Raw genomic sequence first — 22,833 nt, 5'->3', positions numbered from 1 at the left:
TGCTGAATTTAGGAAGATTATGAAGACAATTACGCTGCCCGGGGGCGAACACGCTGTCCTCGCGCTGCACGGCTTGCTAGGCAATCCGCTGGAAATGCAGTATCTGGGCAAACGGCTACAGAAAGCCGGCTATACCGTCGTCATTCCCCTGATTCCCGGTTATGGCTACGCCACGGGCGCCGGCCAGTCCTACCAGACCACCACCTTCGATGCCTGGTATCAGGAAGTGCTGCGCCATTTCGAGGAACTCAAACGCAACTATAAAACCGTCTCCGTTACCGGTCTGTGCATAGGCGCCGTGCTGGCGCTGAAACTGGCCATCGAACGCGGCGAAGAAGTCGCCTCCCTGTCGCTGCTGGCTACCACGCTGGCTTATGACGGCTGGAGCCTGCCGTGGTACCGCTTCCTGCTGCCGCTGGCCTACTACACGCCGGCACGGCGCTGGTATGCCTACCACGAACGCCATCCTTACGGCCTGAAGAACGAAAATCTGCAGCGCTGGATAGCCCGCGAAATGCAGGTCAGCGGTTCGTCTGCAGCAGGTGCCTCGCGCCTGTCCGCCGAGGGCATCTTCCAGGCCCACCGCCTGATTAAGCAGGTGCGCAGCCAGCTGCACAAGGTCACGACCCCGGCGCTGATCATCCACGCCGAAGAGGACGACGTGGCCAGCACGGCCAGCGCCGACTTGGTGGAAAGCCGAATTAAATCCGCGTCCAAGCGCAAAATTATTCTGCACAACAGTTATCATATTATTACGCTGGATAACGAAAAAGAAGTCGTCGCCGACGAATCGATCGCTTTCTTTAACCAGCACCTGCCCGTCCGTATTCCTGAACTCAAGATCGCTTAAGCATATTAGTCATGACCACCTCATCTTTATCCGCTGTTATCCGTCTGCTGGCCAAGAGCCTGGACGTTCCTGCCGACACCATTAGCGGCGCTACCGAACTGGAAGCACTGGGCGCCGATTCGCTGACCGTGATCGAACTGATTTTCGATCTGGAAGAGGAATTCAACATCCAGATCGGTGACGAGCGTCCCGACCTGAAAGTGGTGCAGGACATCGCCGATCACATCGACCGCTATCTGGCCAGCCGCGGCGAAGCGCAATGAGCGGCCGCCGTGTCGTCATCACCGGACTGGGCGCCGTTTCCGCACTGGGCATAGGCGCCCGGCAGAATTTCGACCAGGCTTTGCAAGGCCACAGCGGCATAGCCCTGCTGGAACTCAAGGGCGAGCGCCAGCGTCCCGGCCTGCCGGCAGCGCAGATCCGCGCCGCCCTGCCCGACATCATCCGCACGGCCGAACAGCCGCTATTCGACCGCAATGCCATCATCGGCATGGTGGTCGCGCAGGAAGCGCTGGCGCAGTCCGGCTTTAGCGTCCGGAACGAGGCCGAAGCGGAAGCCAGCGGCGTGTTCTGGGGCACCGGCATGGGCGGTTCCACCACGCTGGAAGCGGGTTATGTCGACCTGTTCGTCGAAGGTAAAACCCGCATCCGTCCCATGTCGGTGGTGGCCGGCATGAACAATGCGGCCGCCTCGCAGATCGCCTTGCGCTACCAGTTCAAGGGCACGGTCAACAATTACAGCTGCGCCTGCGTTTCCTCGGCGCAGGCGATAGGCGAAGCCTACCGCCACATCCACCACGGCTATGCCGAGCGGGTACTGGCTGGCGGCTCGGAAGCGCTGCTCAATTACGGCGTCGTCACGGCCTGGGATTCCATGCGCGTGCTGGCGCCGGCCGATAGCGCCCGGCCGGAACGCTCGTGCCGTCCGTTCTCCGCCGACCGCAACGGTCTGGTGCTGGGCGAAGCGGCCGCTGCCGTGATGCTGGAATCGCTGGAATCGGCGCGTGCCCGCGGCGCCGTCATACTGGGCGAACTGGTGGGCTACGGCAGCAGCAACGATGCCAGCCACATTACCAAACCCGATCCGGCCGGCCAGGCCCGCGCCATGCAGATGGCGCTGCGCCATGCCGGTCTGGCGCCGCAGCAGGTGGCCTATATTAACGCCCATGGCGCCGGCACGGCGGCAGGCGATCTGGCCGAAGCCGTCTCCATCGGCCAGATTTTCGGTCCTGCTACCGGGCAGCTGCTGGTCAGCTCCACCAAGTCCATGCACGGCCACACGCTCGGTGCTGCCGGTGCGCTGGAATTCGTCCTCACCGCGCAGACGCTGGGTGCCGGTTCAGTGCCGCCCACCGCCTTCCTCGAACAGGCCGATGCCGGATGCCAGCTCGATCTGGTGCCGCTGCAAGCACGCCACGGCCTGCAGATCGACGCGGCGATGTCGAATTCCTTCGCCTTCGGCGGCAGCAATGTCTCGCTGATCGTGCGGCAATTCCACCACGCCTAGCAGGACCGCGCGGCTCCCCGCTAGCAGGTGCGCGCGTCCGGCTTGACCGGACGCGCAATCACGGGTCTACTAGCGCGACACAACAATAACGGAGCACAACTTGAACGTCACGTCTGCCAGCGCCAGCGCGCAATCCTCCCTGTCCGGCCGCCGCATCATCGCTCTGGTGATGATGCTGTTTTTTGCGTTCGGCTTCTGTACCGTGCTGGTCGATACGCTGGTGCCCAAACTCAAAGGCCTGTTTGCGCTCAACTATGCCGAGGCCATGCTGACCCAGTTCTGCTTCTTCGGCGCCTACTTCATCGTCTCGCTGCCGGCCGCAAGGCTGATCCGCCAGCTCGGCTATCTGGAAAGCGTGACCATGGGGCTGGCCATCATGGCGGCAGGCTGTCTGGCCTTCACCCCCGCAGCCGAGCATGGCAGCTATCCGGCCTTTCTGGCCGCCCTGTTCGTGCTGGCCGCCGGCGTCACCATCGTGCAGGTAGCGGCCAATCCGCTGGCCGCCCGGGTTGGCGATCCGCGCCACGCCCACAGCCGGCTGACCCTGGCGCAGGCGTTCAATTCGCTGGCCACCGCCATCGGCCCCCTGTTCGGTGCCGCCTTTATTCTCAGCGATGAAGGCGCTGCCCCTATCGCCAGTGGCCTGAGCGCCGCCGCCCAGCGGCTCGAAGCCGGCCGCTCGGTGCAACTGCCCTTCCTGATGATAGGCCTGACGCTGGGCGTGCTGGCGGCCATCTGCTGGGCCTGCCGTCGCTGGGCGCCGGCCAGTAGCGACGAAGCCCGGAGCGGCGGCTATCTGGCGCTGCTGGGCCGTCCGCGCCTGATGCTGGGCGTGCTCGGCATCTTCCTCTACGTGGGCGCCGAAGTGGCAATCGGCAGCATGCTGGTGAACTACCTGATGCAGAGCAGCGTGCTGGGCGCCAGCGTGCGCACGGCCGGTTCCATGGTATCGGTGTACTGGGGTCTGGCCATGGTGGGCCGCTTCATCGGCGCCGGCCTGCTCAAACGGGGCAAGCCCGGCCTGCTGCTGGCCGGTTGCGCCGCTGCTGCTGGCCTGCTGGCAGTGATTTCGCTGTCGAGTTCCGGCTACGTGGCGGCGGCCAGCATCCTTGCCATCGGCCTGTGCAACTCCATCATGTTCCCCACCATCTTTACGCTGGCACTGGAAGACAGTGCAGAACAGGCACCACAGGCTTCCGGCCTGCTCTGTCTGGCCATCGTGGGCGGCGCCATCATCCCCGTGCTGGTCGGCACGGTGGCCGATCACGCCAGTCTGGCAACGGCGCTGTGGGTGCCGGTGCTGTGCTATGCGGGCATAGGCGCTTACGGCGTGTACGCCAGCAAAAACTAGGGAGTATCTCCCCATGCAAATAAGGCAAATTGAATAAATTTGAAATAAATTCGTTTAATTTGCTATATTTGCTCAATTCTGTATAATGCGGGACATCAGCGGCTGTTTTCGGCCGCTCGCCACAACCATGCGAGGTGATGATGTCCATGCAGCCTGAATTTTCCCGCGAACAGCTAGCACTGCAACGCGCCATGCGCGCCAAAGAAGCGCTGCACGATGCGCTCGAGCGCGCCCGCAAAGCTTCGTATGCTGCCACTATCCTGGCTGAATACGCACGCTCACGCCAGCAGGCCATTCCGCGCATGCACAGCGAATAAATCGGCGCGCCAGCGGGCAGCAACTGGGCTACACTAGCAACACCATCCAATGTGTAGGCCGCTATGCCCGCGAAAAATCTGCCTGAGCTGATCACCCTGAAACGTCTGATCGACGAAGGCGGCGCCCATCTGCAAGTGAGCACCCCTTGCAGCGTGGCCATGGACGGACGCGATTTTCCCGTCTACACCGTGGCCATGGGCAATCCCGATCCGCAAGTACCGGCGCTGGGCTTCTTCGGCGGCATCCACGGGCTGGAACGCATAGGCACGCAGATCGTGCTGGCGTTTCTGGAAAGCCTGCTGGCACGGCTGCGCTGGGACCACACCCTGCACCAGCAGCTGGCGTCATTGCGGCTGGTGTTCATGCCGCTGGTGAATCCGGGCGGCATGTGGCAGGCCACACGCTGCAATCCGCAAGGTGTGGACCTGATGCGCAACGCTCCCGTCAGCGCCACCGACAGCGTGCCCTTCCTGCTGGGCGGCCAGCGCTATAGCCGCCACCTGCCGTGGTATCGCGGCGCCGCCGGTGCGCCGATGGAAGCCGAGAGCCGCGCCGTATGCGATTTCGTCACGGGCGAACTGCTGTCACGCCAGTTCAGCCTTGCTCTCGACTGCCATTCCGGCTTCGGCCTGCGCGACCGCATCTGGTTCCCCCATGCCCATACCAGCACGCCGATACCGCATCTGCCCGACATCGCCGCACTGGAGCAGCTGTTCAGTGCCAGCTACCCCAACCACAACTACGTGTTCGAGCCGCAGAGCCGGGTCTACCGCACCCATGGCGATCTGTGGGATTACCTGTATCTGAACGCAGGCCAGCGGGTATTCCTGCCGCTGACGCTGGAAATGGGCTCGTGGCTGTGGGTGAAGAAAAATCCGCGCCAGCTGTTCGACCGCATCGCCATGTTCAACCCCACGGCGCGCCACCGCCAGCAGCGCGTGCTGCGGCGCCACCTCACGTGGTTCGATTTCCTCATGCGCGCCACCATCAGCCACCAGTCGTGGCTGCCGTCCGGCATGGCGCGCAAGGTGCAGCACAAGCGCGCCCTCACGCAGTGGTACGGCTGATGGAACGCTGGATACTGCTGCGCGGGCTGGTGCGCGAGCAGCGCCACTGGGGCAGCTTCCCCGCCACGCTGGCCGCAGCCCTGCCCGACGCGCAGCTGTACACGCCCGACCTGCCCGGCAACGGCAGCCGCTACCGCGAAGCCAGCCCTAGCAGCGTGCGGCAGATGGTGGAAGCCTGCCGCCTGCAACTGCAGCAGGCCGGCATAGCACCGCCCTACTCGCTGCTGGCATTATCGCTGGGCGGCATGGTGGCGCTGACCTGGGCCCAGCTCTACCCGCAGGAGCTGCGCCGCTGCGTGCTGGTCAACACCAGCATGCGCCCCTACAGCCCCTTCTATCAGCGTCTGCGCTGGCGCAACTACGGCGCCATCCTGCGCCAGCTGCTGCTGGGTGGCGCCCGCACGCAGGAACAGCTGATCCTGCGCCTGACCAGCAATACCGGCACGGCACCCCAGCGCGCCGCGCTGGTCGAGCAGTGGCTGGGCTATCAGCGGGAATACCCTGTTTCGCGCCGCAACGCGCTGCGCCAGCTGTGGGCGGCAGCGCGCTTCCGCGCCGCGCCACATCAGCCAGCCCTGCCGCTGCTGCTGATTGCCAGCGCGGGCGACCGGCTGGTCGATCACGCCTGTACGCTGCGGCTGGCACAGGCGTGGCAGCTTGCCGTGCTGCTGCACCCCACGGCGGGCCACGACCTGCCGCTCGATGCGGGCGACTGGCTGGCGCAACAGATCGCCGGCTGGGTAGCGAGCGCAGCTGCGCCATAGTATGCTAGGCTTATGCCCCCATCGATTTGCCACCTGCTGCCATGAACTGTCGCGATCACTGCGGTGCCTGCTGCATCGCGCCATCCATCTCCAGCCCGATACCCGGTATGCCCAACGGCAAACCGGCCGGCGTACGCTGCATCCAGCTCGACGAGCAGGAGCGCTGCAAGATCTTCGGCCAGCCCGAGCGGCCAGCCGTGTGCGCCTCGCTCAAGCCGGCCAGCGAATTCTGCGGCGAGAATCGCGAACAGGCCATGCGCTGGCTGGGTCTAGTAGAAGAGGCTACCCGCCCCGGCCAGTAAGCCCGCGCATACTTTTTGCATTACGCTTGCGTGAGATTGAGCTGGTTAGCAGCTGGGCATGGTAAGCTTCGACCCCGGCCTGTATAGCCAGCACCCCCCTATCAAAATCTCACTTTTTTATCTCATGGATATCGTTCTCGCACTCAAAGCCCTGATCATGGGTCTGGTTGAAGGTTTTACGGAATTTCTGCCGATTTCGTCCACGGGTCACCTGATTCTGACCGAGCATCTGCTGGGATTCCAGGGCATGGAAGAGAAAATGAAAGTGTTCGAGATCGTCATTCAGGCCGGTGCCATCTTCGCCGTGTGCTGGGAATACCGCGCCCGCATTGCCGCCGTACTGACCGGCCTCGGTGACCGCAAGCAGCAGCGCTTTGCCATCAACGTACTGATCGCCTTCCTGCCGGCTGCCGTGCTGGGCGTGCTGTTCAGCAAAGCCATCAAGGCCAAGCTGTTTGCCCCGGTGCCGGTAGCGCTGGCCTTCATCATCGGCGGTCTGGTCATTCTGTGGGTGGAAAAACGCGAACGCCAGAATCCGGGCATGGTGCGCATCCATTCGGTCGATGACATGACTCCGGCCGATGCTCTCAAGATCGGCATCGCCCAGGCCTTTGCCCTGATTCCGGGCACCAGCCGCTCCGGCGCCACCATCATGGGCAGCATGCTGTTCGGCCTGTCGCGTCAGGTGGCCACCGAATTCTCCTTCTTCCTCGCCATTCCTACCCTGCTGGGCGCCACCGTCTATTCGCTCTACAAGGAACGTGCGCTGCTGTCGGCTGCCGACCTGCCGCTGTTCTCGGTGGGCACGGTAGCGGCGTTTATTTCCGCCTTCCTGTGCGTGCGCTGGCTGCTGCGCTACATCAGCACCCACACCTTCACCGCTTTCGCGTGGTACCGCATCGCCTTCGGCCTGCTGGTACTGGTCACCGGCTATACCGGCATGGTGGTGTGGGCGGACTAAACCCAAGCTGTAAAACCCTGACGTCTCGATGATTCAAACGCAATACCAGCAACAAGCGCTCCACCTGCTGCAAACCGTGTTCGGCTATCCGGCCTTCCGCGGCCAGCAGGAGGACATCGTCAGCCATGTCTGTGCGGGCGGCGACGCGCTGGTGTTGATGCCTACCGGCGGCGGCAAGTCGCTGTGCTACCAGATCCCCGCGCTGGTGCGCGACGGCGTAGGCGTGGTGATTTCCCCTCTGATCGCGCTGATGCAGGATCAGGTGGATGCACTGGCCGAAGTGGGCGTGCGCGCTGCCTTCCTCAACTCCACCCAGACTTACGAAGAAGCCAGCCGCATCGAACGGCTGGTGCGCACCGGCCAGCTCGATCTGGTCTACGTGGCGCCGGAACGGCTGATGACGGAGCGCTGCCTGAATCTGTTCCAGGATTCCAAGATCGCACTGTTCGCCATCGACGAGGCCCACTGCGTATCGCAATGGGGCCACGACTTCCGGCCAGAATACATCCGCCTGTCGGTGCTGCACGAACAGTTCCCCGCTGTGCCGCGCATCGCGCTGACGGCAACGGCTGATCCGCAGACCCGCGCCGAAATCGTCCATCGCCTGCAGCTGGACGACGCCATGCAGTTCGTCTCGTCGTTCGACCGGCCGAATATCCGCTACCAGATCGTCGAGAAAACCAATGGCCGCAAGCAGCTGCTGGACTTCATCACCAGCGAGCATGGCGGCGATTGCGGCATCGTCTACTGCCTGTCGCGCAAGAAGGTGGAAGAGACCGCCGAATTCCTCAACGAGAATGGCGTGCGCGCCATGGCCTATCACGCCGGCATGGAGCACGCCAAGCGGGCCGCCAATCAGGCCCGCTTCCTGCGCGAAGAAAACATCGTGATGTGCGCCACCATCGCCTTCGGCATGGGCATCAACAAGCCCGATGTGCGCTTTGTCTGCCACCTCGATCTGCCCAAGAGTATCGAGGGCTATTATCAGGAAACGGGGCGGGCGGGCCGCGACGGCGCCCCGGCCAATGCGTGGATGGCCTACGGCCTGCAGGACGTGGTGCTGCAACGGCGCATGATCGACGAATCGGAAGCCGACGAGACCTTCAAGCGCGTGCTGGGCACCAAGCTCGATGCCATGCTGGGCCTGTGCGAAACCCTGAGCTGCCGGCGCGTGCGCCTGCTCGACTATTTCGGCGAAAAGGCCGGCCCTTGCGGCAACTGCGATACCTGCTTGATTCCGCCCGTTTCGTTCGACGGTACGGTACCGGTGCAGAAGCTGCTGTCGGCCATCTACCGCGTCGACCAGCGCTTTGCGGCAGGCCATGTGATCGAAGTGCTGCGCGGGATGGAAACGGAGCGCATCAAGACCTGGCACCACGACTCGCTGTCCGTGTACGGCATAGGCGCGGACCGCAGCGAGCAGGAGTGGCGCGCCATATTGCGGCAGGCGATAGCGCTCGGTCTGGTGACGGTCGATCATGAACAATACAGCTCGCTCAAACTGACCGATGCAGCCCGCCCCGTACTCAAGGGCGGGCAGAAGGTACAGCTGCGCCAGTACCAGAAACCCGTCAAGCAGAAGAGCTCCAGCAGCCGCAGCAAGGGCTATGTGGAGAGCGACCTGTCGCCGCGCGAGCAGGCCATCTTCGACAAGCTGCGCTGGTGGCGGGTGGAGACGGCAAGGGCGCACGACGTGGCGGCCTACATCATCTTCAACGATGCCACCCTGCGCGAGATCGCCAAAGCCCGCCCCACGACGCTGGCCGAGATGCGCGGCATTTCCGGCGTGGGCGAGAAAAAGCTGGCATCCTACGGCGACGAAATCGTCGCCATCATCCGCGAGATGGACTAGAGCCGCCGCGGAATAACGCTACAGGACGGCGCTTCCACGGTATCATGCAGCATCTGGGCGACCTTCGTCGCCGCGCCATACCGGAGCCAGTCTGATGATCAAATTCGGCCTTACCGCAGCACTTCTCGCTTCCCTAGCCAGCAGCGCACCAGCTGCCTTCTCCGCAACCGCAGCCGCAGGCAGCGCGCCTGCCGACACCATCTACCGCAATGGCTACGTCTACACCGTGGACGCCAAGGACAGCGTGCAGCAGGCACTGGCCGTGCGCGCCGGACGCATCGTGTATGTGGGCGACGATGCGGGCACGCAGGCCTACACGGGCAAGCAAACCCGCATCATCGATCTGCAGGGCCGCATGCTGATGCCGGGCCTGATCGACGGCCATATGCACCCGCAATCGGGCGGCAGCCGCCTGCTCAATTGCAGCCTCGATTACGAAAATCTCACCGTAGCGCAGTTTCAGGCACGCATACAGGCCTGCCTCGACAAGGACAAGAAAGCGGACAGCAAGCGCTGGATGGTGGTGGTCAACTGGTTCCAGCAAGGCATGCAGCCCGATGGCGTAGCAACCACTGCCGCCACGCTGGATGCCCTGAAAACCGAGCGCCCCATCATCGTCCGCTCATCCTTCGGCCATTCTTCGCTGCTGAATTCAAAAGGCATTGCACTGGCCGGCATCAAGACCGATACGCCTGATCCAGCGGGCGGCAAGATCGTGCGCGATGGGCAGGGCCAGGCCACCGGCCTGCTGGAAGACGCTGCGCAGGATGCCGCCATGAACCTGCTTCCGCCGCTCACGGTGGCCGAGAATCTGGCTGCCTCCAGGGCAGCGCTGGCGGCCATGCGCAAGCAGGGCATCACCAGCTTCCTCGATGCCTACACCGATCCGGAGACCATGACGGCCTTCGGCACGCTGCAAAAACAGGGCAAGCTGACGGCACGCGGCCACTTCGCCGTGCTGATCGATCTGGACAAGGGTGCCACACCGAAAAGCGCCGTGGCCGAACTGCTGAAACAGCAGAAGCAGTTCGATCAGGGCCCTACCCGCGTGGCGCCATCCATGCAGGTGCGCCACGCCAAGCTGTTCATGGATGGCGTGATCTCGGCACCCGCCTTTACCGGCGCCATGCTGGAACCGTATCTGGTCAATCAGGGCACGGCCCAGCAGCCAGACTGGAAGCCGGGCCCGCACAACGGCCCGGCCAACTACTTCTCGCCGGAGGCATTGACGGCCACCCTGAATGAACTGGCCGCAGCCCGCATCGATCCGCACATCCACGTCGACGGCGACCGCGCCGTGCGCGCCTCGCTCGACGCTATCGCCGCGCTGCGCAGCACGCCCGCCGGCGCGCTGGTGCGTCCGGCACTGGCGCACGATGAAATCGTCGCCCCGGCCGATTATGGACGCTTCGCCCAGCTCGACGTGACGCCGGTGCTGTCGCTACAGTGGGGCAAGCCGGCGCCGGATACGGTGGGCGCGCTGAAAGACTATATGGGCCCGCAGCGCTATGCCATCGTCGAACCGCAATCGCTGCTGCTCGACGCCGGAGCACGCATCGCCTATGGCAGCGACTGGCCGGTCGATCCGCTCGATATCTGGTTTGCGCTGAAAGTGGGCGTAACCCGCACGGCGGCGCCGGACGCAGGCAAGGAGTACGCCGGTACGCTGGGTCCGCAGCCGGGCATGCCGCGCGCCGCCGTGCTGCGCGCTGCCACCATCAATGCCGCTTACACCTTGCGGCAGGAAGCGCTGACTGGCTCGCTCGAAGTGGGCAAGCTGGCCGATATGATCGTACTGGACCGGAACTTCTTCCGTATCGACGCCGAAGATATCGCCAACATCCGCGTGCTGCAGACCATGGTGGGCGGCAAAGTCGTGTATCAGTCCGAAGCCATGCACTGATGTGCGCATGGGTTAAGATGTCGGCCTTTAGTTGAATGGCACTGTCATGGAAATTGCTCTCACCCTGCTGATCATCGCCGCTGCGGCTTTTGCCATACGCACGATCATCAAGACCAATCCGGCCCAGCCTATGGCGCTGCCGCCCATGCCCGCCCGCCCTTACCAGCCCGCGCTGCCGGAAGGACCAGCGGCACTGCACTGGTCCGACGATGGGCGCTATCTGGTGGAAGTAGTGACGGAATCGCGCTACCTGCCTGCGCTGAAGGAACTGGCGGGCGAACATGGCGATCAGGCGGCGGCGGCATCCTATCTGGCCACGCTGGTGCCCGACGACGCCAATCCTTACGAAAGCGCTGCGGTAGCGGTATTTCTGGCGGGTCGCATGGTGGGCTATCTGTCGCCCAAGGCCTCTGTCGCCTTCCGCGAACATCTGAAACGCAAGGAAGTGGAAGGCCAGATTACTACCTGCGACGCGCAGGTACGGGGTGGCGGCAAATGGCAGAACGGCCGCCTCGCCTACGTGGTGGTGCTGGATATGGAGCCGCTGGAACGCTAGCTCCGGCAGGTCGGGCTGCACGGCCCGATTTATAAGCAGATTACCACCAGCCCCGCGACAACGCCAGTCTGGCAAGTCCGGCTTACTTCTTGGTGAACACCAGATCCCACACGCCGTGGCCCAGCTTGAGGCCGCGGTTCTCGAACTTGGTCAGCGGACGGTAGGCCGGCTGCGGTGCATAGCCGTCGGCCGTGTTTTGCAGGCCCTGTTCCGCGCCCAGCACTTCCAGCATCTGTACCGCATAGTCTTCCCAGTCGGTAGCGCAGTGCAGATAGCCGCCTACCTCCAGCTTCTTCACCAGCAGTTCCACGAACGGGCCCTGAATCAGACGGCGCTTGTTATGGCGCGCCTTGTGCCAAGGGTCGGGGAAGAAGATGTGCACGCCATGCAGCGAGCCATCGGGTATCATCTGGTTCAGCACTTCCACCGCATCATGCTGGATGGCTTTCAGATTGCTCAGTCCCTGCTCGCCGATCAGCTTGAGCAGGCTGCCTACGCCCGGCGTGTGCACTTCCACCCCGATGAAGTCCTTCTCCGGCATGGCGGCAGCGATGTGCGCCGTGGTGCCGCCCATGCCGAAGCCGATTTCCAGCACCACGGGCGCTTTACGGCCAAAGGCCTGCACGTAATCGAGCGGCGCCTTGCTGTACTCGATCAGGAACTTAGGACCCAGCTCTTCCAGCGCACGCGCCTGCGCGGTCGACAGGCGACCGGCACGGGTGACGAAGCTGCGGATGCGGTGTTCGGTCGGGTCGTACAGCATGGGCCGCGCTGGGCCGTCTTTGGGAGTATCGGAAGACATGGAATAAACAGGCAGAAATTCAGTGAGGGCGCATTATATCAGGCGGGCCGCCCCGTTCTGTTTCTGCTGATCGCCACTTTTCAGCAAATGATTGACACCCCGACGCAGTTCGGGTTTAATCGCAACAGGAGACATGAAAACGTTTTCAAACGTTGGAATAGACCGTACGCACCCCTGTTCACCCACAAAACGGCACAATAATGACCGAATTCACCCAATTTCCGCCCACTTTCCTCTGGGGCGTGGCCACCAGTGCCTTCCAGATCGAAGGCGGGGCCAGCGCCGATGGCAAAGGACCGTCCATCTGGGATACCTTCAGCCACCGCAACGGCACCATCATCGACGGCAGCAACGGCGACATCGCCTGCGACCACTACCACCGCTATGCGGAAGACGTGGCCATCATGGCAGGACTGGGTGTAGACGCCTACCGCTTCTCGATGGCGTGGTCGCGCGTGCAACCGGCCGGCAAAGGCGACTGGAACGAAGCCGGTTTCGCCTTCTACGACCGGCTGCTGACGGAACTCGACAAGCACGGCATCAGCGCCCACATCACGCTCTACCACTGGGACTTGCCGCAAGGCCTGCAGGACGACGGCGGCTGGCTCAATCGCGCCACCGCCTACCGTTTTGCCGACTATGCCGCCGAAGTGGCGCGCCGTTTTGGCGATCGCGTGAAAACGATTTCAACTCACAACGAGCCATGGTGCACAGCCAACCTCGGTTATGGCAATGCCCAGTTTGCGCCGGGCGTGGCCGACCTCAAACAGTCGATCCAGGTATCGCACCACCTGCTGCTGTCGCACGGACTGGCGATACAGGCCATGCGCGCCGTCGGCTGCAGCGCCCAGCTGGGCATTGTGCTGAACCAGTGGACCGCCGATCCCGCCACCGATAGCGCTGCAGACAAGGCCATGGCCGAATTCGAATATGCCCGTTCGGTGCAGTGGTTTATGGACCCCATCTTCAAAGGCCGCTATCCGGCACTGGCCCTGCAGGGCCATGGCGAGCATGCGCCGGAGGTGCATCCTGAAGACTTCAAGGATATCCGGCAGAAGATCGATTTCCTCGGCGTGAACTACTACTTCCGCGCCTACTGCAGCGCCGAGACGCCGCCGCGCCTGCCCGAGTGCAAACTGGGTAAAACCGACATGGGCTGGGAAATCTATCCGGACGGCCTGACCGAGCTGCTGCTCAAGCTGAAAGCCGAATACGATCTGCCGCCCATCTACATCACCGAGAACGGCATGGCTAGCCCGGACCGCATCGTCGACGGCGAAGTGGCCGATACCGCGCGCATCGACTTCGTCCAGCGCCACCTGAAAGCGCTCAAGGACGCCATGCAGCAGGGCGTGGACGTACAGGGCTACTTCCTCTGGAGTCTGCTCGATAACTTCGAATGGAATTCCGGCTACGCCAAGCGCTTCGGCATCGTGCATGTCGATTACGCCACCCAGCAGCGCACGCTCAAGCACAGCGCCCACTGGTACCGCGCCTACCTTCAGCAGCAGCGCGACGGCACTGCCTGACCCCACCGCGTTTTCACCACGCCGGCTTGCGAGCCGGCGTTTTCCATTCAACAGGCCAGAGAGTCTGTGCTATATATCTCACCAGCTTCCTGAGGACGACACCATGCCCACTGCCCCATCCCCCCTGCCTGCCGCCGCCGAGGCGCAGCAGCCCCCTTCCCTGCTGCGCGCCATGTTCGCGCGCGGCACGCCCATGCTATGGGTGCCGAGCGGCTATTTCACCATGGCCCTGACCTACATGATGCTGACCAGCGTCACCTCCATCATGTTCAAGAACCTCGGCATGGATAATGGTCAGGCGGCGCAGTACGCCAGCTATCTGATCCTCGCCTACACCATCAAGCCGCTGTTCGCGCCTTTCGTGGAAATGTACCGCACCAAAAAATTCTTCGTGCTGTGCAGCCAGCTGATCATCGCCGTCGGCTTTGCCGCAGTGGCACTGGCCATGTCGCTGCCGGACTATATGGTCATCATGGTGTTCCTGTTCGGCGTGCTGTCGCTGATAGGCGCTACGCAGGACATCGCCTCGGACGGCGTGTACGTCACCTCGCTCGATGCCCCCACCCAGTCGCTGTTCTGCGGCATTCAGAGCCTGAGCTGGAACATCGGTCCCATCGTCGCATCGGGCGGCATGGTGTACCTGAGCGGCTGGCTGCACACCCACTACTTCCACCATGCCGCCGGCAGCTTCGGCGCTGACTGGATAGACGCATGGCGGCTGATCTTCTTCCTCGTCGCCGCCATCATCATCGTGGCCGCACTGTGGCATGCACGCGTGATGCCTGATGGCGCCAGAGCGGAGAACGCGCCTACCTCGGTGGCACAGGCAGCCTTTCTGCTGCAAGACTCCTTCGTCACCTTCTTCCAGAAGCGCGATGTGTGGCTGATGATAGGCTTCGCCTTCCTGTTCCGCCTGAGCATAGGCCTGCTGGAAAAGATCGGTCCTTTCTTCATGGTCGACCCCGTCGCACAGGGCGGGCTGGGCCTGTCGAACGAGATGCTGGGCCTGATCTACGGCACCTACGGGCTGATCGCGGTGCTGGTGGGCTCTCTGCTGGGCGGCATGTTCGTGGCGAAACGGGGCCTGCAATCCACTCTCTTCCTGCTGTGCTGTGCCGTCAACATCCCGAATGTCACCTTCCTGCTGATGAGCATCTGGCAGCCGCAGGACCTGATGGTGATCTGCGCCGGTGTGGCGATCGAAAAATTCTTCTTCGGCTTCGGCTCGGTAGGCTTCATGATCTACCTGATGCAGCAGCTGGCACCGGGTAAATACACCACCACCCACTACGCTTTCGGCACCGGCCTGATGGGGCTGTGCATGATGGTGACAGGTGTCGTCAGCGGCCATCTGCAGCAAATGCTCGGCTATGTGCACTACTTCTGGCTGGTGATGGCGGCCACCATCCCGTCTTTCCTGATTACCTGGTACGCGCCGTTCCACCAGAAGCACTAAGTCCCTTCGCGTACCGTCAAAGAATAGCCTGCAGGCCCTTATCCGCAATGATGTTCAATAATTTCAGCGCAGGGCCAGCAGGCTGGGCAACACCTTGCTCCCATTTACGCACCGTTGCGGCAGTAATATGCAGATGCCGCGCGAGCATAGCCTGACTAAATTTCAAAGCATCGCGCAGACGCTTGATCTCGTCCGGACTAAAATCCCGCACAGGCGCTGGGTAGAGCATATCAAACTCCTGCAAGCTGGCTTTACTGATGCTCCCTGCATCGTGCAGTTCCGCTAATTCTCCCCGCAGGGATTGAATGATCTTGCTCACAATGAACCTCCAGTAACACACCTGCATGCAATGCTAGTTTTAGTGCTTCCGCAGACAATTCCAAAAATAATTTCCCCGCGAATTGCAGTGCCCGCTTTTCTTCAGGCCTAATATCCGACACTTCGCTTTTTGCATAGCCATACAGGAATACATAACGATAGCCTATTCTTGCGGCAAGCAACGTACGATACCCGCCACGTTTTCCTCCCCCTTTCCGAGCCAAACGTTTCTTATAAAGAAAGCCACCAAGATCGGCATCGATCAGTCCACGTTCCATTTCCCCCATGGCGACGCACAGTACCTCATCGGAAAGTTTGGCACTGGCCTGCGTCGCACCGTTTCAATATATACGCCATTTTTCCGCTAACTATTCGAAATCATTCGTCCAGAGCCTGCCGTTTGCAGCTGTCTAAGAAAAATTCGAAACAAATCTAGCTCATTCTTAAAACCAAACGCTTGTGCCGCATCAACAGGGACCAGGTCGGGCATTAGTGAGGAGGCTGGCTTGTTTTAGCAAAGGCCAAGCTTGATCCCAACGCAGCACCAATCCCGACCCGAAATAAAAAAACCCCGGCCTTTGCAGGACGGGGTGTCGAAGGGAGAGGTACTACTTTAGAAGGTCTTGCCGACGTTGATGCCGAAGGTACGCGGCGGCAGATATTGCGCCTGCCATGGGCCGTTGGCGTTCATGGCGCTGGTCTTGATCTTGGCGTCTTCCGCGTTACGGACGTAGGCGTCGAAGTACCAGTCGGAATGGGCTTCATAGCGCAACCCCAGATCGGTACGGGTGTACGATTTCTGCTTGTCCGGCTCACCCAGATTGAACACGCTCAGCCAGCTGGCGGTTTCATAGTGGGCGCTGATGCGCGGCGTCAGCGTGCCATCGGCCAGCGCAATGCGGTGCTGGTACATCACCTGCGCCGCAAACTTCGGCGAGTGCGGCATGGTGTTGCCCGTCACGTCGAGACAGGTGCTGATGCCGGCCACCGGGCAGGCTGGCAGCGCGTAGTCGTTACTGCCGCCGATCAGATGCTTGAGCGTGGCGTTGGTGTAGGCAGCCGTCAGCTGGATCCGGTCGTCCGGCGTGATCTTGGCGGCGATCTCCGTCTCCAGACCCCAGATCTTGGCGCCTTCCGCATTGCTGGTCGCCAGACCGCGGGTACCGTCAGGATTGGTGACCGGTGCGCTGAACTGGAAGCCCTTGAACTTCTCGTAGTAGGCCGAGTTATTCATCCGCACAGCACCGCCGAGGAAGGTGCTCTTGGAACCGATCTCGTAGTTGGTCAGGGTTTCGGAACCGTATGGTTTGCCGCCATCCTGCAGGCCGCCCGACTTGTAGCCGGTCGAAACGCTGGCGTAAATCATATTGTTCTTGTCGATGTCGTAACCTGCGCGCAGCAGGCCGGTCAGCTTGTGGTCGCTGAAGCTGCCATCGTTATGCTGGTAGGTCGCAAAGCCCGAGCCCGGAGCCAGCGGGTCCATCGACGGATTCACCGGCACTTGCGGCGCCGTCAGATCGCTCCAGCCATTGTTGGTACCACCGATGTTCTTACGCTCATCCGAGGTGTAGCGCAGGCCACCGGTCACGTGCAGCGCATCGCTGGCATTCCACGTGGCCTGACCGAAGACGGCTTTGGAATCCACGGTTTCTTTCGGCTGGATGAAGGAGCCCTGCCAGCCCACGGTGCCATGCTCGGTACCGTTCATGATAGGAATGTCGAAGCGGATGCCGTTGTCTTCATTGGCGTAGTACAGACCCAGCAGCCAGTCCACGTCACGCTTGCCGGTCGACTGGATTTCCAGTTCGTGGCTATAGTTCTTGTACTTGGACCAGACCGTGTTATTGGCCTGGAAGTTGCCGCCCGTGGTGAAGCTGGTCGGCAGGTTGGCACCGCCGTCCTGATCGAAGGTGGACGAGCCGTTGAAGCGCGAGTAGCCGGCGATGTAGGCGAGGCTGATGTCCTTGTTGATGTTGTAGTCGAGACGGCTGCGTACCGAATGCGAATCGCGGCTGACGCTAGGCGCGGTGTCGATCAGCGCGGACCAGAAGTCCTGACCGGCGCGCGGCGTCTGCATCAGGTTCATGCTAGGCGTACCGCGATCCATATAGTGTTCGTAAGCGACGTTCCATTTCAGGTCGGCCGACGGCTGCCACAGCAGGCTCAGACGGGCTGCGCTCTGGTCCTGTGCGCTGTACTTGGGACCATTGCTGACGAACTGGTTAGGGTTGATAGGCTGGAAGCCGATCGGGTTACCCGGATGGGCTTTGTTCCATGCAGCGATGACGGGATCGGCTGCTGCATGCTGGGCTGCCAGCGACACATCCGGTGCGCGCTGATAGCTCACATAGCCGTCGTGCTGCTCGTGCACCACGGCCACGCGCATTGCCACGGTATCGCTGATCGGGATATTGACGGCGCCACGGGCACCGAGGCGGCCGTAGTTGCCGTAGCCAGCTTCGAAGTTACCGGCCTTGCTGCCGATTTCAGGCTTCACGGTCTGCATGTTGACCGCGCCGACGGTGGAGTTACGGCCCCACAGCGTGCCTTGCGGACCACGCAGCACTTCGATCGCTTCCAGATCGAACAGCAGCGCGGTAGCGCCTTCCGGACGGGGCGAGTACACGCCATCGACGAAGGTAGCTACTTCAGGGTCGGCGTATTCGGTCTTGGCGCTATCGTTACCGATACCGCGCAGCGTCATGGTGATCACACCGTGGTCGCCCTGGCCGGTGGCGGCAAAGCCCGGCACCAGATTGACCACATCCTGCAAGGTCTGCACGTGGTTGTCATCCAGCGCGGCGGCGTTGATGGCGGTTACAGCAACCGGTGTTTTCTGCAGCGAGGTGGAACGCTTGGTGGCAGTGACATACACCTCGGTGATGGCGCTGCTGTTCTTGTCAGCAGCAGCCTGCTCCTTGGCAGTCGTTTCGGCGGCAGCATCGACGGCTGCATGGGCGGAACCAGCCATCAGGGCGAGGATGGCCAGCTGGATCGGGGACGACAAGCGCTTCCCGGTGCGCGGTACGTGGACGTTCATAAGTCTCCTTAGTCGTAGCAAACGCAATGGGGCGTTGCTACATTTATCGTAAATTACGATCTCATGTTGTATGAAAACGTTTTCAAACTTGATGAAACCGTTTTCGGTCTTTGTGAAATCGTTTTCATGGTACATAATTCAAATCACGGATGTCAAACGAAAAATATCGCTAGCGTTGTTTCCGCAACATCGTTCTCAACGTCAGGCGGGAAAACAGCGCACACCACGGAGACCAGACAGCATGTCCATCAGCAGCCCCGCAACACCGGCGCAAGGCGCCGCCCCGCACCCTGTCAAACACGTGATGATCGTCGGCGGCGGCAGCGCCGGCTGGCTCACCGCCGCCTTTCTGGCGCGTACGCTGGGCACGGGCGCCGACCAGCAGAGCGTGCGCGTCAGCGTGGTGGAATCACCCGATATCGGCATCATCGGCGTGGGCGAAGGCAGCTTCCCGTCCATCCGCGGCACGCTGGCGGCCATCGGGATCGATGAAGCGCGCTTTGTGCGCGAGTGCGATGCCACCTTCAAACAGGGCATACGCTTTAACGACTGGGTGCGGCCGCCGGGCAGCGCCGGCAACGATCATTACTTCCATCCCTTCAGCCTGCCCAGCCAGCGCCCCGGCGGAGCGGAGCTGCTGCCCTACTGGCTGCAGGGCTTAGCGCCTGCAGGTACAGGCTTTGCGGCCGCTGCCACCATGCAGAAGCGGGTGGCTGACGCCTGCCATGCGCCCAAGCGCACGGGCGACGCCGACTTCATGGGGCCGCTCAACTATGCCTACCATTTCGACGCCGGAAAATTCGCCGCGCTGCTGGCCACCCATGCCCGTACGCTGGGCGTGCAGCACATTGCCGCCACCGTGGAACGGGTGGAGCTGGGTGCCGGCGGCGCTATCGCCGCACTCCATACGCCGCAGGCAGGCCGCCTGACAGCCGACCTGTACGTGGACTGCACGGGCTTTCGCGCCACACTGATAGGCGCCGCCATGGGCACAGAATTCCACAGCCTCAGCGACACGCTGTTTGTCGATCGCGCACTGGCCATGCAAGTACCATACGAACGCGCCGATGCGCCCATTCCGTCCTACACCATCTCCAGCGCACGCGAAGCGGGATGGACCTGGGATATCGGCCTGCAGCAGCGGCGCGGCATAGGCTATGTGTATTCGAGCCGGCATACCGATGCCGCGCGTGCCGAACAGGTACTGCGCGACTACATCGGCCCTGCCAGCAAAGGGCTGGAACCGCGCCAGCTCACGCTCAACCTTGGCTACCGCAAGCAGCACTGGGTACACAACTGCGTGGCCATCGGCCTGTCCGGCGGCTTCATCGAGCCGCTGGAAGCGTCCGGCATCGGCCTGATCGAAACGGCGGCCTATCTGCTCGGCTATCTGTTCCCGCACGATGGCGAACTGGCCGCCGCAGCACGGCTGTACAACGAGATGATGACGGCGCGCTACGAGCGCATCGCCGATTTCGTCAAGCTGCACTACTGCCTGACTCAGCGCACCGACAGCCAGTTCTGGATCGATAATACCGATCCGGCCAGCATCCGCGCCACGCTGCGCGACAAGCTGGCCATGTGGCGCACGCGCCCGCCGCACCGTATGGACTTTGTGGTCGATTACGAGATGTATCCGCCCACCAGCTGGCAGTATGTGCTGTACGGGATGGAGTATCCGACCGCGCTATATGCCAACGCGCGCACCCACCCGCGTGCTGCCGAGGCAAGCGCAGAGTTCCGCATGATCGAACAGGTATCGCAGCGGGCGCTGGCCGATCTGCCCACCCACCGCGCGCTGATCGAGCATATGCTGCGACGCTAGCGGCGTGCGTCATCCGGCGCAGCCACGCCACATCAATAAAAAAGGGGAAAGAAAAATCAGGAAGGCTGTGGAGCGGGTGAAGGGAATCGAACCCTCGTATGAAGCTTGGGAAGCTGCCGTTCTACCATTGAACTACACCCGCATGGGCCGTATTTTACGCGGGTTTCAGCACTGTTGACAACCTTACCCAGACACCAGTGCAATGGAAAATGAGGAGGGGGATTTCATCCGGGTGCGATGGCCATGCTTCAACCTATTGTTTTTTTGATCCTCCAAAAGCCCAATAACGACTGCGTCGAACTACGCATCTTAGTCATCGGTAGTGTCTACTTCCGTGAAGTATTTGACTGAATCGTATGCGTGCCTGGAAATGGTTCTAAGTATCGGTGGATTTTGCTTATACTTTTCCATCAGTAGCGGCAGCTGGAACTTTGCGGGTGCACAGTATTTTTTTATAGCCAGCGTGATTGCTCTTCGCTGAGCTTTGGGCAAATCGCTATCCCACTCTCCGGCCATATGCTCGCAAGCCTCGGCGTTTTTTACAAATGCCTGCACGTCCTTCGGTAGCGGGGGCGCCGCCAATACGGATTCTGCAGCCAACAAAATCATCAGAAAAACAGCAGGCCTGATCATATTTGCACCTCACCTATCGGCCAGTCGATGACCAATGGGGTTTATCCTTCGCCCCACCAATGTATTTCTTTACCCCGTAGCTCGCACCAATTGCTTTCATCTGCTTATTCATACCAGAGCGTGGCGCTGTTTTCACCTCCACTAGCTTGCCATCAGCTTCCTTGACGGCATCTACAGCTTTGCGAAATGTGGACGAAAGGTCTTTCGTGCTACTGCTGCCTATGAAGCGCTGAGCCCACTTAGCGCCGCTCAGCTCATAGTTGTTTCGATCGGCTGCGCGTACCGCTATCGCTGAATTAGCTTTACGTGGCTTCTGGAATATGGTCGTCATCTGTACGAACCTCCGAGAATTTCGGCATTAGAGCAATGGCCGAGGAAGTTCAAGAGTACGTCCAGCATTGCAGGCTAACGTTGATCTGGCGCTAGCACAGCTCAAGCCACGAGGAAGCGATAAGAATGACTATACGTGTAATCCGATACAGCAGCTTAGCGCATCGACACAAACGTCACCGTAATAGCACCTGTTTCGACTAGATGGGGTGTCGAAACTGTGATGGCGGAGCTTGGGAAGCTGCCGTTCCGCCTTTGAACTACACCAGCATGTCCCTTTATTTATGCGGGTTCTGGTGTGGTTGACAAGCTTGCCGGCAGTCCGTGCGGAGCTGCCGGTCAGGAGGGATCAGTCGTAGAAGGCGTCCACCACCTTGCGCCGGCCCAGCATGAAGGCATCGGCCACGTGGCGCAGCGGCGCCAGATCGACCTCGGAACGGCCACTTCGCACCAGTTCGGCGAAACGCTGATACAGCGACGGGTACTCGGCTTCCTTTGCCAGCGGCTGCTCGACGCCATTAAGCCACAGACGCGCGCCGCCATCACTGAGCTTGACCTCGCCACCGCTACTGTGCACCACGATATCCCAGCTTTGCTTGCCGGTCTGGCGCCAGTCGAACTGCGCGTGCACGGGCATACCGGCGGCATTCTGGAAATGCAGTTCGGCGGCAATCGGTGCCTCGCGATTATCGGGAAACTCCAGCGTGGCGCGGTTGAGGAATATCGCTGCCGGCAGTATCTCGGTGACGATGGACAGTGCATTGATGCCGGGATCAAACACGCCCAGCCCGCCCGCCTGCCAGATCCACTCCTGATTGGGATGCCACTGGCGCACGTCTTCCTTCCAGATCACCTCCATCGCTGTTGGCGCATGCGCCGCAAGGAATGCCTTGGCTGGCTGCACGGCAGGCGCGTAGCGCGAGTGCCAGCTAGTAAACAGCGTAACGCCTTTAGCCGCAGCCAGCGCTTCCAGGTCGGCCACTTCAGACAAAGTAGCGCCGGGTGGCTTCTCCAGAAATACGTGCTTGCCCGCTGCCAGCGCAAGCTGCGCGGCCTGATAGCGGTATTGCGGCGGCATGCACAGCGACACGGCCTCGATCTCCGGCACTGCCGCCAGCATGGCCTCGATCGAGGCAAAGCCGGGCAAGCCTTCCACCGTATTGTGGCGGCTGGCCGAAGCCACCAGCTGGTAGTCTAGATTGGCCGCAATCGCGGGCAGGTGCTGGTCATGGACGATCTTGCCGACGCCTACGATCGCAAGTTTGATTGCTGACATCCTCAGTCTTTCGTAAATGGGTAATTGAGCGCAACCATGCTACGACGAACGCCGCCCGCTACACCAATCATTTTTATCGCGCGATACATACCGAAATCGGATATCGGCATTAGCACGTTGCATTCCGAGCCTGATATGCACGCATTCCTGCCACAGCGCGCTCAACCTGATGCAGAATGACACTGCCCCTTAA

21 protein-coding genes, 1 tRNA gene and 1 pseudogene are annotated in these 22,833 nt (G+C 61.6%); 15 read left to right on the top strand and 8 right to left on the bottom strand.

The features are described 5' to 3' along the window. Positions 1-19: 19 nt before the first annotated feature. The 12 genes from GTP27_RS14505 (at position 20) to GTP27_RS14450 (ending at position 11,431) form a co-directional block, all read left to right on the top strand. On the top strand, positions 20-850 hold the full coding sequence (locus GTP27_RS14505; protein WP_161039881.1) for an alpha/beta hydrolase: 831 nt from the start codon (positions 20-22) through the stop codon (positions 848-850). An 11-nt stretch (positions 851-861) separates the two neighbouring features. After that, positions 862-1,113: a phosphopantetheine-binding protein gene (locus tag GTP27_RS14500; RefSeq protein WP_161039880.1), complete on the top strand. Its 252-nt coding sequence runs from the start codon at positions 862-864 to the stop codon at positions 1,111-1,113. Next, positions 1,110-2,357, top strand: coding sequence for a beta-ketoacyl-[acyl-carrier-protein] synthase family protein (locus tag GTP27_RS14495; protein WP_161039879.1), 1,248 nt, complete (start codon positions 1,110-1,112; stop codon positions 2,355-2,357). Before GTP27_RS14500 ends, GTP27_RS14495 begins: the two co-directional genes overlap by 4 nt. Before the next feature lie 100 nt (positions 2,358-2,457). Beyond that, a complete protein-coding gene (locus GTP27_RS14490) occupies positions 2,458-3,708 on the top strand; it encodes a sugar MFS transporter (protein ID WP_161039878.1) in 1,251 nt (416 codons plus the stop codon). A 146-nt stretch (positions 3,709-3,854) separates the two neighbouring features. Beyond that, positions 3,855-4,025, top strand: coding sequence for a hypothetical protein (locus GTP27_RS14485; protein WP_161039877.1), 171 nt, complete (start codon positions 3,855-3,857; stop codon positions 4,023-4,025). 63 nt (positions 4,026-4,088) lie between these two features. Further along, on the top strand, positions 4,089-5,093 hold the full coding sequence (locus tag GTP27_RS14480; RefSeq protein WP_161039876.1) for a M14 family zinc carboxypeptidase: 1,005 nt from the start codon (positions 4,089-4,091) through the stop codon (positions 5,091-5,093). After that, positions 5,093-5,857: an alpha/beta fold hydrolase gene (locus GTP27_RS14475; RefSeq protein ID WP_161039875.1), complete on the top strand. Its 765-nt coding sequence runs from the start codon at positions 5,093-5,095 to the stop codon at positions 5,855-5,857. The genes GTP27_RS14480 and GTP27_RS14475 overlap by 1 nt, the downstream gene beginning before the upstream one ends. Before the next feature lie 41 nt (positions 5,858-5,898). Continuing rightward, positions 5,899-6,159 (top strand): YkgJ family cysteine cluster protein, encoded by a 261-nt coding sequence (locus GTP27_RS14470; protein WP_161039874.1) that lies wholly within the window; start codon positions 5,899-5,901, stop codon positions 6,157-6,159. 124 nt (positions 6,160-6,283) lie between these two features. Next, positions 6,284-7,120: an undecaprenyl-diphosphate phosphatase gene (locus tag GTP27_RS14465; protein ID WP_161039873.1), complete on the top strand. Its 837-nt coding sequence runs from the start codon at positions 6,284-6,286 to the stop codon at positions 7,118-7,120. Positions 7,121-7,148: 28 nt separating this feature from the next. Next, positions 7,149-8,972 (top strand): DNA helicase RecQ, encoded by a 1,824-nt coding sequence (gene recQ, locus GTP27_RS14460; RefSeq protein WP_161039872.1) that lies wholly within the window; start codon positions 7,149-7,151, stop codon positions 8,970-8,972. A 94-nt stretch (positions 8,973-9,066) separates the two neighbouring features. After that, positions 9,067-10,875 (top strand): amidohydrolase, encoded by a 1,809-nt coding sequence (locus GTP27_RS14455; protein WP_161039871.1) that lies wholly within the window; start codon positions 9,067-9,069, stop codon positions 10,873-10,875. A 46-nt stretch (positions 10,876-10,921) separates the two neighbouring features. Continuing rightward, the gene (locus GTP27_RS14450) at positions 10,922-11,431 is read left to right on the top strand and encodes a hypothetical protein (protein ID WP_161039870.1); all 510 of its coding nucleotides are present in this window, start codon (positions 10,922-10,924) and stop codon (positions 11,429-11,431) included. An 82-nt stretch (positions 11,432-11,513) separates the two neighbouring features. On the opposite strand, the gene trmB is transcribed toward GTP27_RS14450, so the two are convergent. Then, complete coding sequence (trmB, locus tag GTP27_RS14445) at positions 11,514-12,194, bottom strand: tRNA (guanosine(46)-N7)-methyltransferase TrmB (protein WP_161039934.1); 681 nt, start codon at positions 12,192-12,194, stop codon at positions 11,514-11,516. Positions 12,195-12,433: 239 nt separating this feature from the next. Between trmB and GTP27_RS14440 the strand changes: the two genes are divergently transcribed. Further along, the gene (locus GTP27_RS14440) at positions 12,434-13,762 is read left to right on the top strand and encodes a GH1 family beta-glucosidase (RefSeq protein WP_161039869.1); all 1,329 of its coding nucleotides are present in this window, start codon (positions 12,434-12,436) and stop codon (positions 13,760-13,762) included. Between the two features lie 103 nt (positions 13,763-13,865). Further along, on the top strand, positions 13,866-15,218 hold the full coding sequence (locus tag GTP27_RS14435) for an MFS transporter (protein WP_161039868.1): 1,353 nt from the start codon (positions 13,866-13,868) through the stop codon (positions 15,216-15,218). Between the two features lie 16 nt (positions 15,219-15,234). On the opposite strand, the gene GTP27_RS14430 is transcribed toward GTP27_RS14435, so the two are convergent. From GTP27_RS14430 to GTP27_RS14420, 3 genes and pseudogenes are all read right to left on the bottom strand, one after another. Next, the gene (locus tag GTP27_RS14430) at positions 15,235-15,537 is read right to left on the bottom strand and encodes a helix-turn-helix domain-containing protein (RefSeq protein WP_161039867.1); all 303 of its coding nucleotides are present in this window, start codon (positions 15,535-15,537) and stop codon (positions 15,235-15,237) included. Beyond that, positions 15,470-15,865 (bottom strand): annotated as a pseudogene (locus GTP27_RS14425) (type II toxin-antitoxin system RelE/ParE family toxin); the annotation flags it as partial. The gene GTP27_RS14430 and the pseudogene GTP27_RS14425, both read right to left, overlap by 68 nt. Positions 15,866-16,149: 284 nt before the next feature. Next, a complete protein-coding gene (locus GTP27_RS14420; RefSeq protein ID WP_161039866.1) occupies positions 16,150-18,576 on the bottom strand; it encodes a TonB-dependent receptor in 2,427 nt (808 codons plus the stop codon). A gap of 241 nt (positions 18,577-18,817) precedes the next feature. On the opposite strand from GTP27_RS14420, the gene GTP27_RS14415 reads away from it, so the two are divergent. Next, the gene (locus GTP27_RS14415) at positions 18,818-20,401 is read left to right on the top strand and encodes a tryptophan halogenase family protein (RefSeq protein WP_161039865.1); all 1,584 of its coding nucleotides are present in this window, start codon (positions 18,818-18,820) and stop codon (positions 20,399-20,401) included. Positions 20,402-20,469: 68 nt separating this feature from the next. Here the strand turns inward: GTP27_RS14415 and GTP27_RS14410 are convergent. The 4 genes from GTP27_RS14410 to GTP27_RS14395 form a co-directional block, all read right to left on the bottom strand. Beyond that, positions 20,470-20,543: transfer RNA gene (locus GTP27_RS14410), tRNA-Gly, on the bottom strand. 167 nt (positions 20,544-20,710) lie between these two features. After that, complete coding sequence (locus tag GTP27_RS14405) at positions 20,711-21,034, bottom strand: hypothetical protein (RefSeq protein WP_161039864.1); 324 nt, start codon at positions 21,032-21,034, stop codon at positions 20,711-20,713. Positions 21,035-21,047: 13 nt separating this feature from the next. Beyond that, a complete protein-coding gene (locus GTP27_RS14400) occupies positions 21,048-21,365 on the bottom strand; it encodes a hypothetical protein (RefSeq protein WP_161039863.1) in 318 nt (105 codons plus the stop codon). Positions 21,366-21,713: 348 nt separating this feature from the next. Next, positions 21,714-22,640 carry a Gfo/Idh/MocA family protein gene (locus GTP27_RS14395; RefSeq protein WP_161039862.1) on the bottom strand — a complete coding sequence of 309 codons (927 nt, stop codon included), beginning with the start codon at positions 22,638-22,640 and terminating at the stop codon, positions 21,714-21,716. Positions 22,641-22,833 lie beyond the last annotated feature (193 nt).

Source organism: Duganella qianjiadongensis, assembly GCF_009857915.1.
Lineage (GTDB): Bacteria > Pseudomonadota > Gammaproteobacteria > Burkholderiales > Burkholderiaceae_D > Rugamonas > Rugamonas qianjiadongensis.
This window is presented reverse-complemented; position numbering and strand designations above follow the sequence as displayed.

Bases quoted from the DNA above. Each gene is read 5' to 3' on its own strand.
- GTP27_RS14505 (WP_161039881.1), top strand. From the start codon at position 20: ATGAAGACAATTACGCTGCCCGGGGGCGAACACGCTGTCCTCGCGCTG.
- GTP27_RS14500 (WP_161039880.1), top strand. From the start codon at position 862: ATGACCACCTCATCTTTATCCGCTGTTATCCGTCTGCTGGCCAAGAGC.
- GTP27_RS14495 (WP_161039879.1), top strand. From the start codon at position 1,110: ATGAGCGGCCGCCGTGTCGTCATCACCGGACTGGGCGCCGTTTCCGCA.
- GTP27_RS14485 (WP_161039877.1), top strand. From the start codon at position 3,855: ATGCAGCCTGAATTTTCCCGCGAACAGCTAGCACTGCAACGCGCCATG.
- GTP27_RS14480 (WP_161039876.1), top strand. From the start codon at position 4,089: ATGCCCGCGAAAAATCTGCCTGAGCTGATCACCCTGAAACGTCTGATC.
- GTP27_RS14475 (WP_161039875.1), top strand. From the start codon at position 5,093: ATGGAACGCTGGATACTGCTGCGCGGGCTGGTGCGCGAGCAGCGCCAC.
- GTP27_RS14470 (WP_161039874.1), top strand. From the start codon at position 5,899: ATGAACTGTCGCGATCACTGCGGTGCCTGCTGCATCGCGCCATCCATC.
- GTP27_RS14465 (WP_161039873.1), top strand. From the start codon at position 6,284: ATGGATATCGTTCTCGCACTCAAAGCCCTGATCATGGGTCTGGTTGAA.
- recQ (WP_161039872.1), top strand. From the start codon at position 7,149: ATGATTCAAACGCAATACCAGCAACAAGCGCTCCACCTGCTGCAAACC.
- GTP27_RS14455 (WP_161039871.1), top strand. From the start codon at position 9,067: ATGATCAAATTCGGCCTTACCGCAGCACTTCTCGCTTCCCTAGCCAGC.
- GTP27_RS14450 (WP_161039870.1), top strand. From the start codon at position 10,922: ATGGAAATTGCTCTCACCCTGCTGATCATCGCCGCTGCGGCTTTTGCC.
- trmB (WP_161039934.1), bottom strand. From the start codon at position 12,194: ATGCTGTACGACCCGACCGAACACCGCATCCGCAGCTTCGTCACCCGT.
- GTP27_RS14440 (WP_161039869.1), top strand. From the start codon at position 12,434: ATGACCGAATTCACCCAATTTCCGCCCACTTTCCTCTGGGGCGTGGCC.
- GTP27_RS14435 (WP_161039868.1), top strand. From the start codon at position 13,866: ATGCCCACTGCCCCATCCCCCCTGCCTGCCGCCGCCGAGGCGCAGCAG.
- GTP27_RS14420 (WP_161039866.1), bottom strand. From the start codon at position 18,576: ATGAACGTCCACGTACCGCGCACCGGGAAGCGCTTGTCGTCCCCGATC.
- GTP27_RS14415 (WP_161039865.1), top strand. From the start codon at position 18,818: ATGTCCATCAGCAGCCCCGCAACACCGGCGCAAGGCGCCGCCCCGCAC.
- GTP27_RS14405 (WP_161039864.1), bottom strand. From the start codon at position 21,034: ATGATCAGGCCTGCTGTTTTTCTGATGATTTTGTTGGCTGCAGAATCC.
- GTP27_RS14400 (WP_161039863.1), bottom strand. From the start codon at position 21,365: ATGACGACCATATTCCAGAAGCCACGTAAAGCTAATTCAGCGATAGCG.
- GTP27_RS14395 (WP_161039862.1), bottom strand. From the start codon at position 22,640: ATGTCAGCAATCAAACTTGCGATCGTAGGCGTCGGCAAGATCGTCCAT.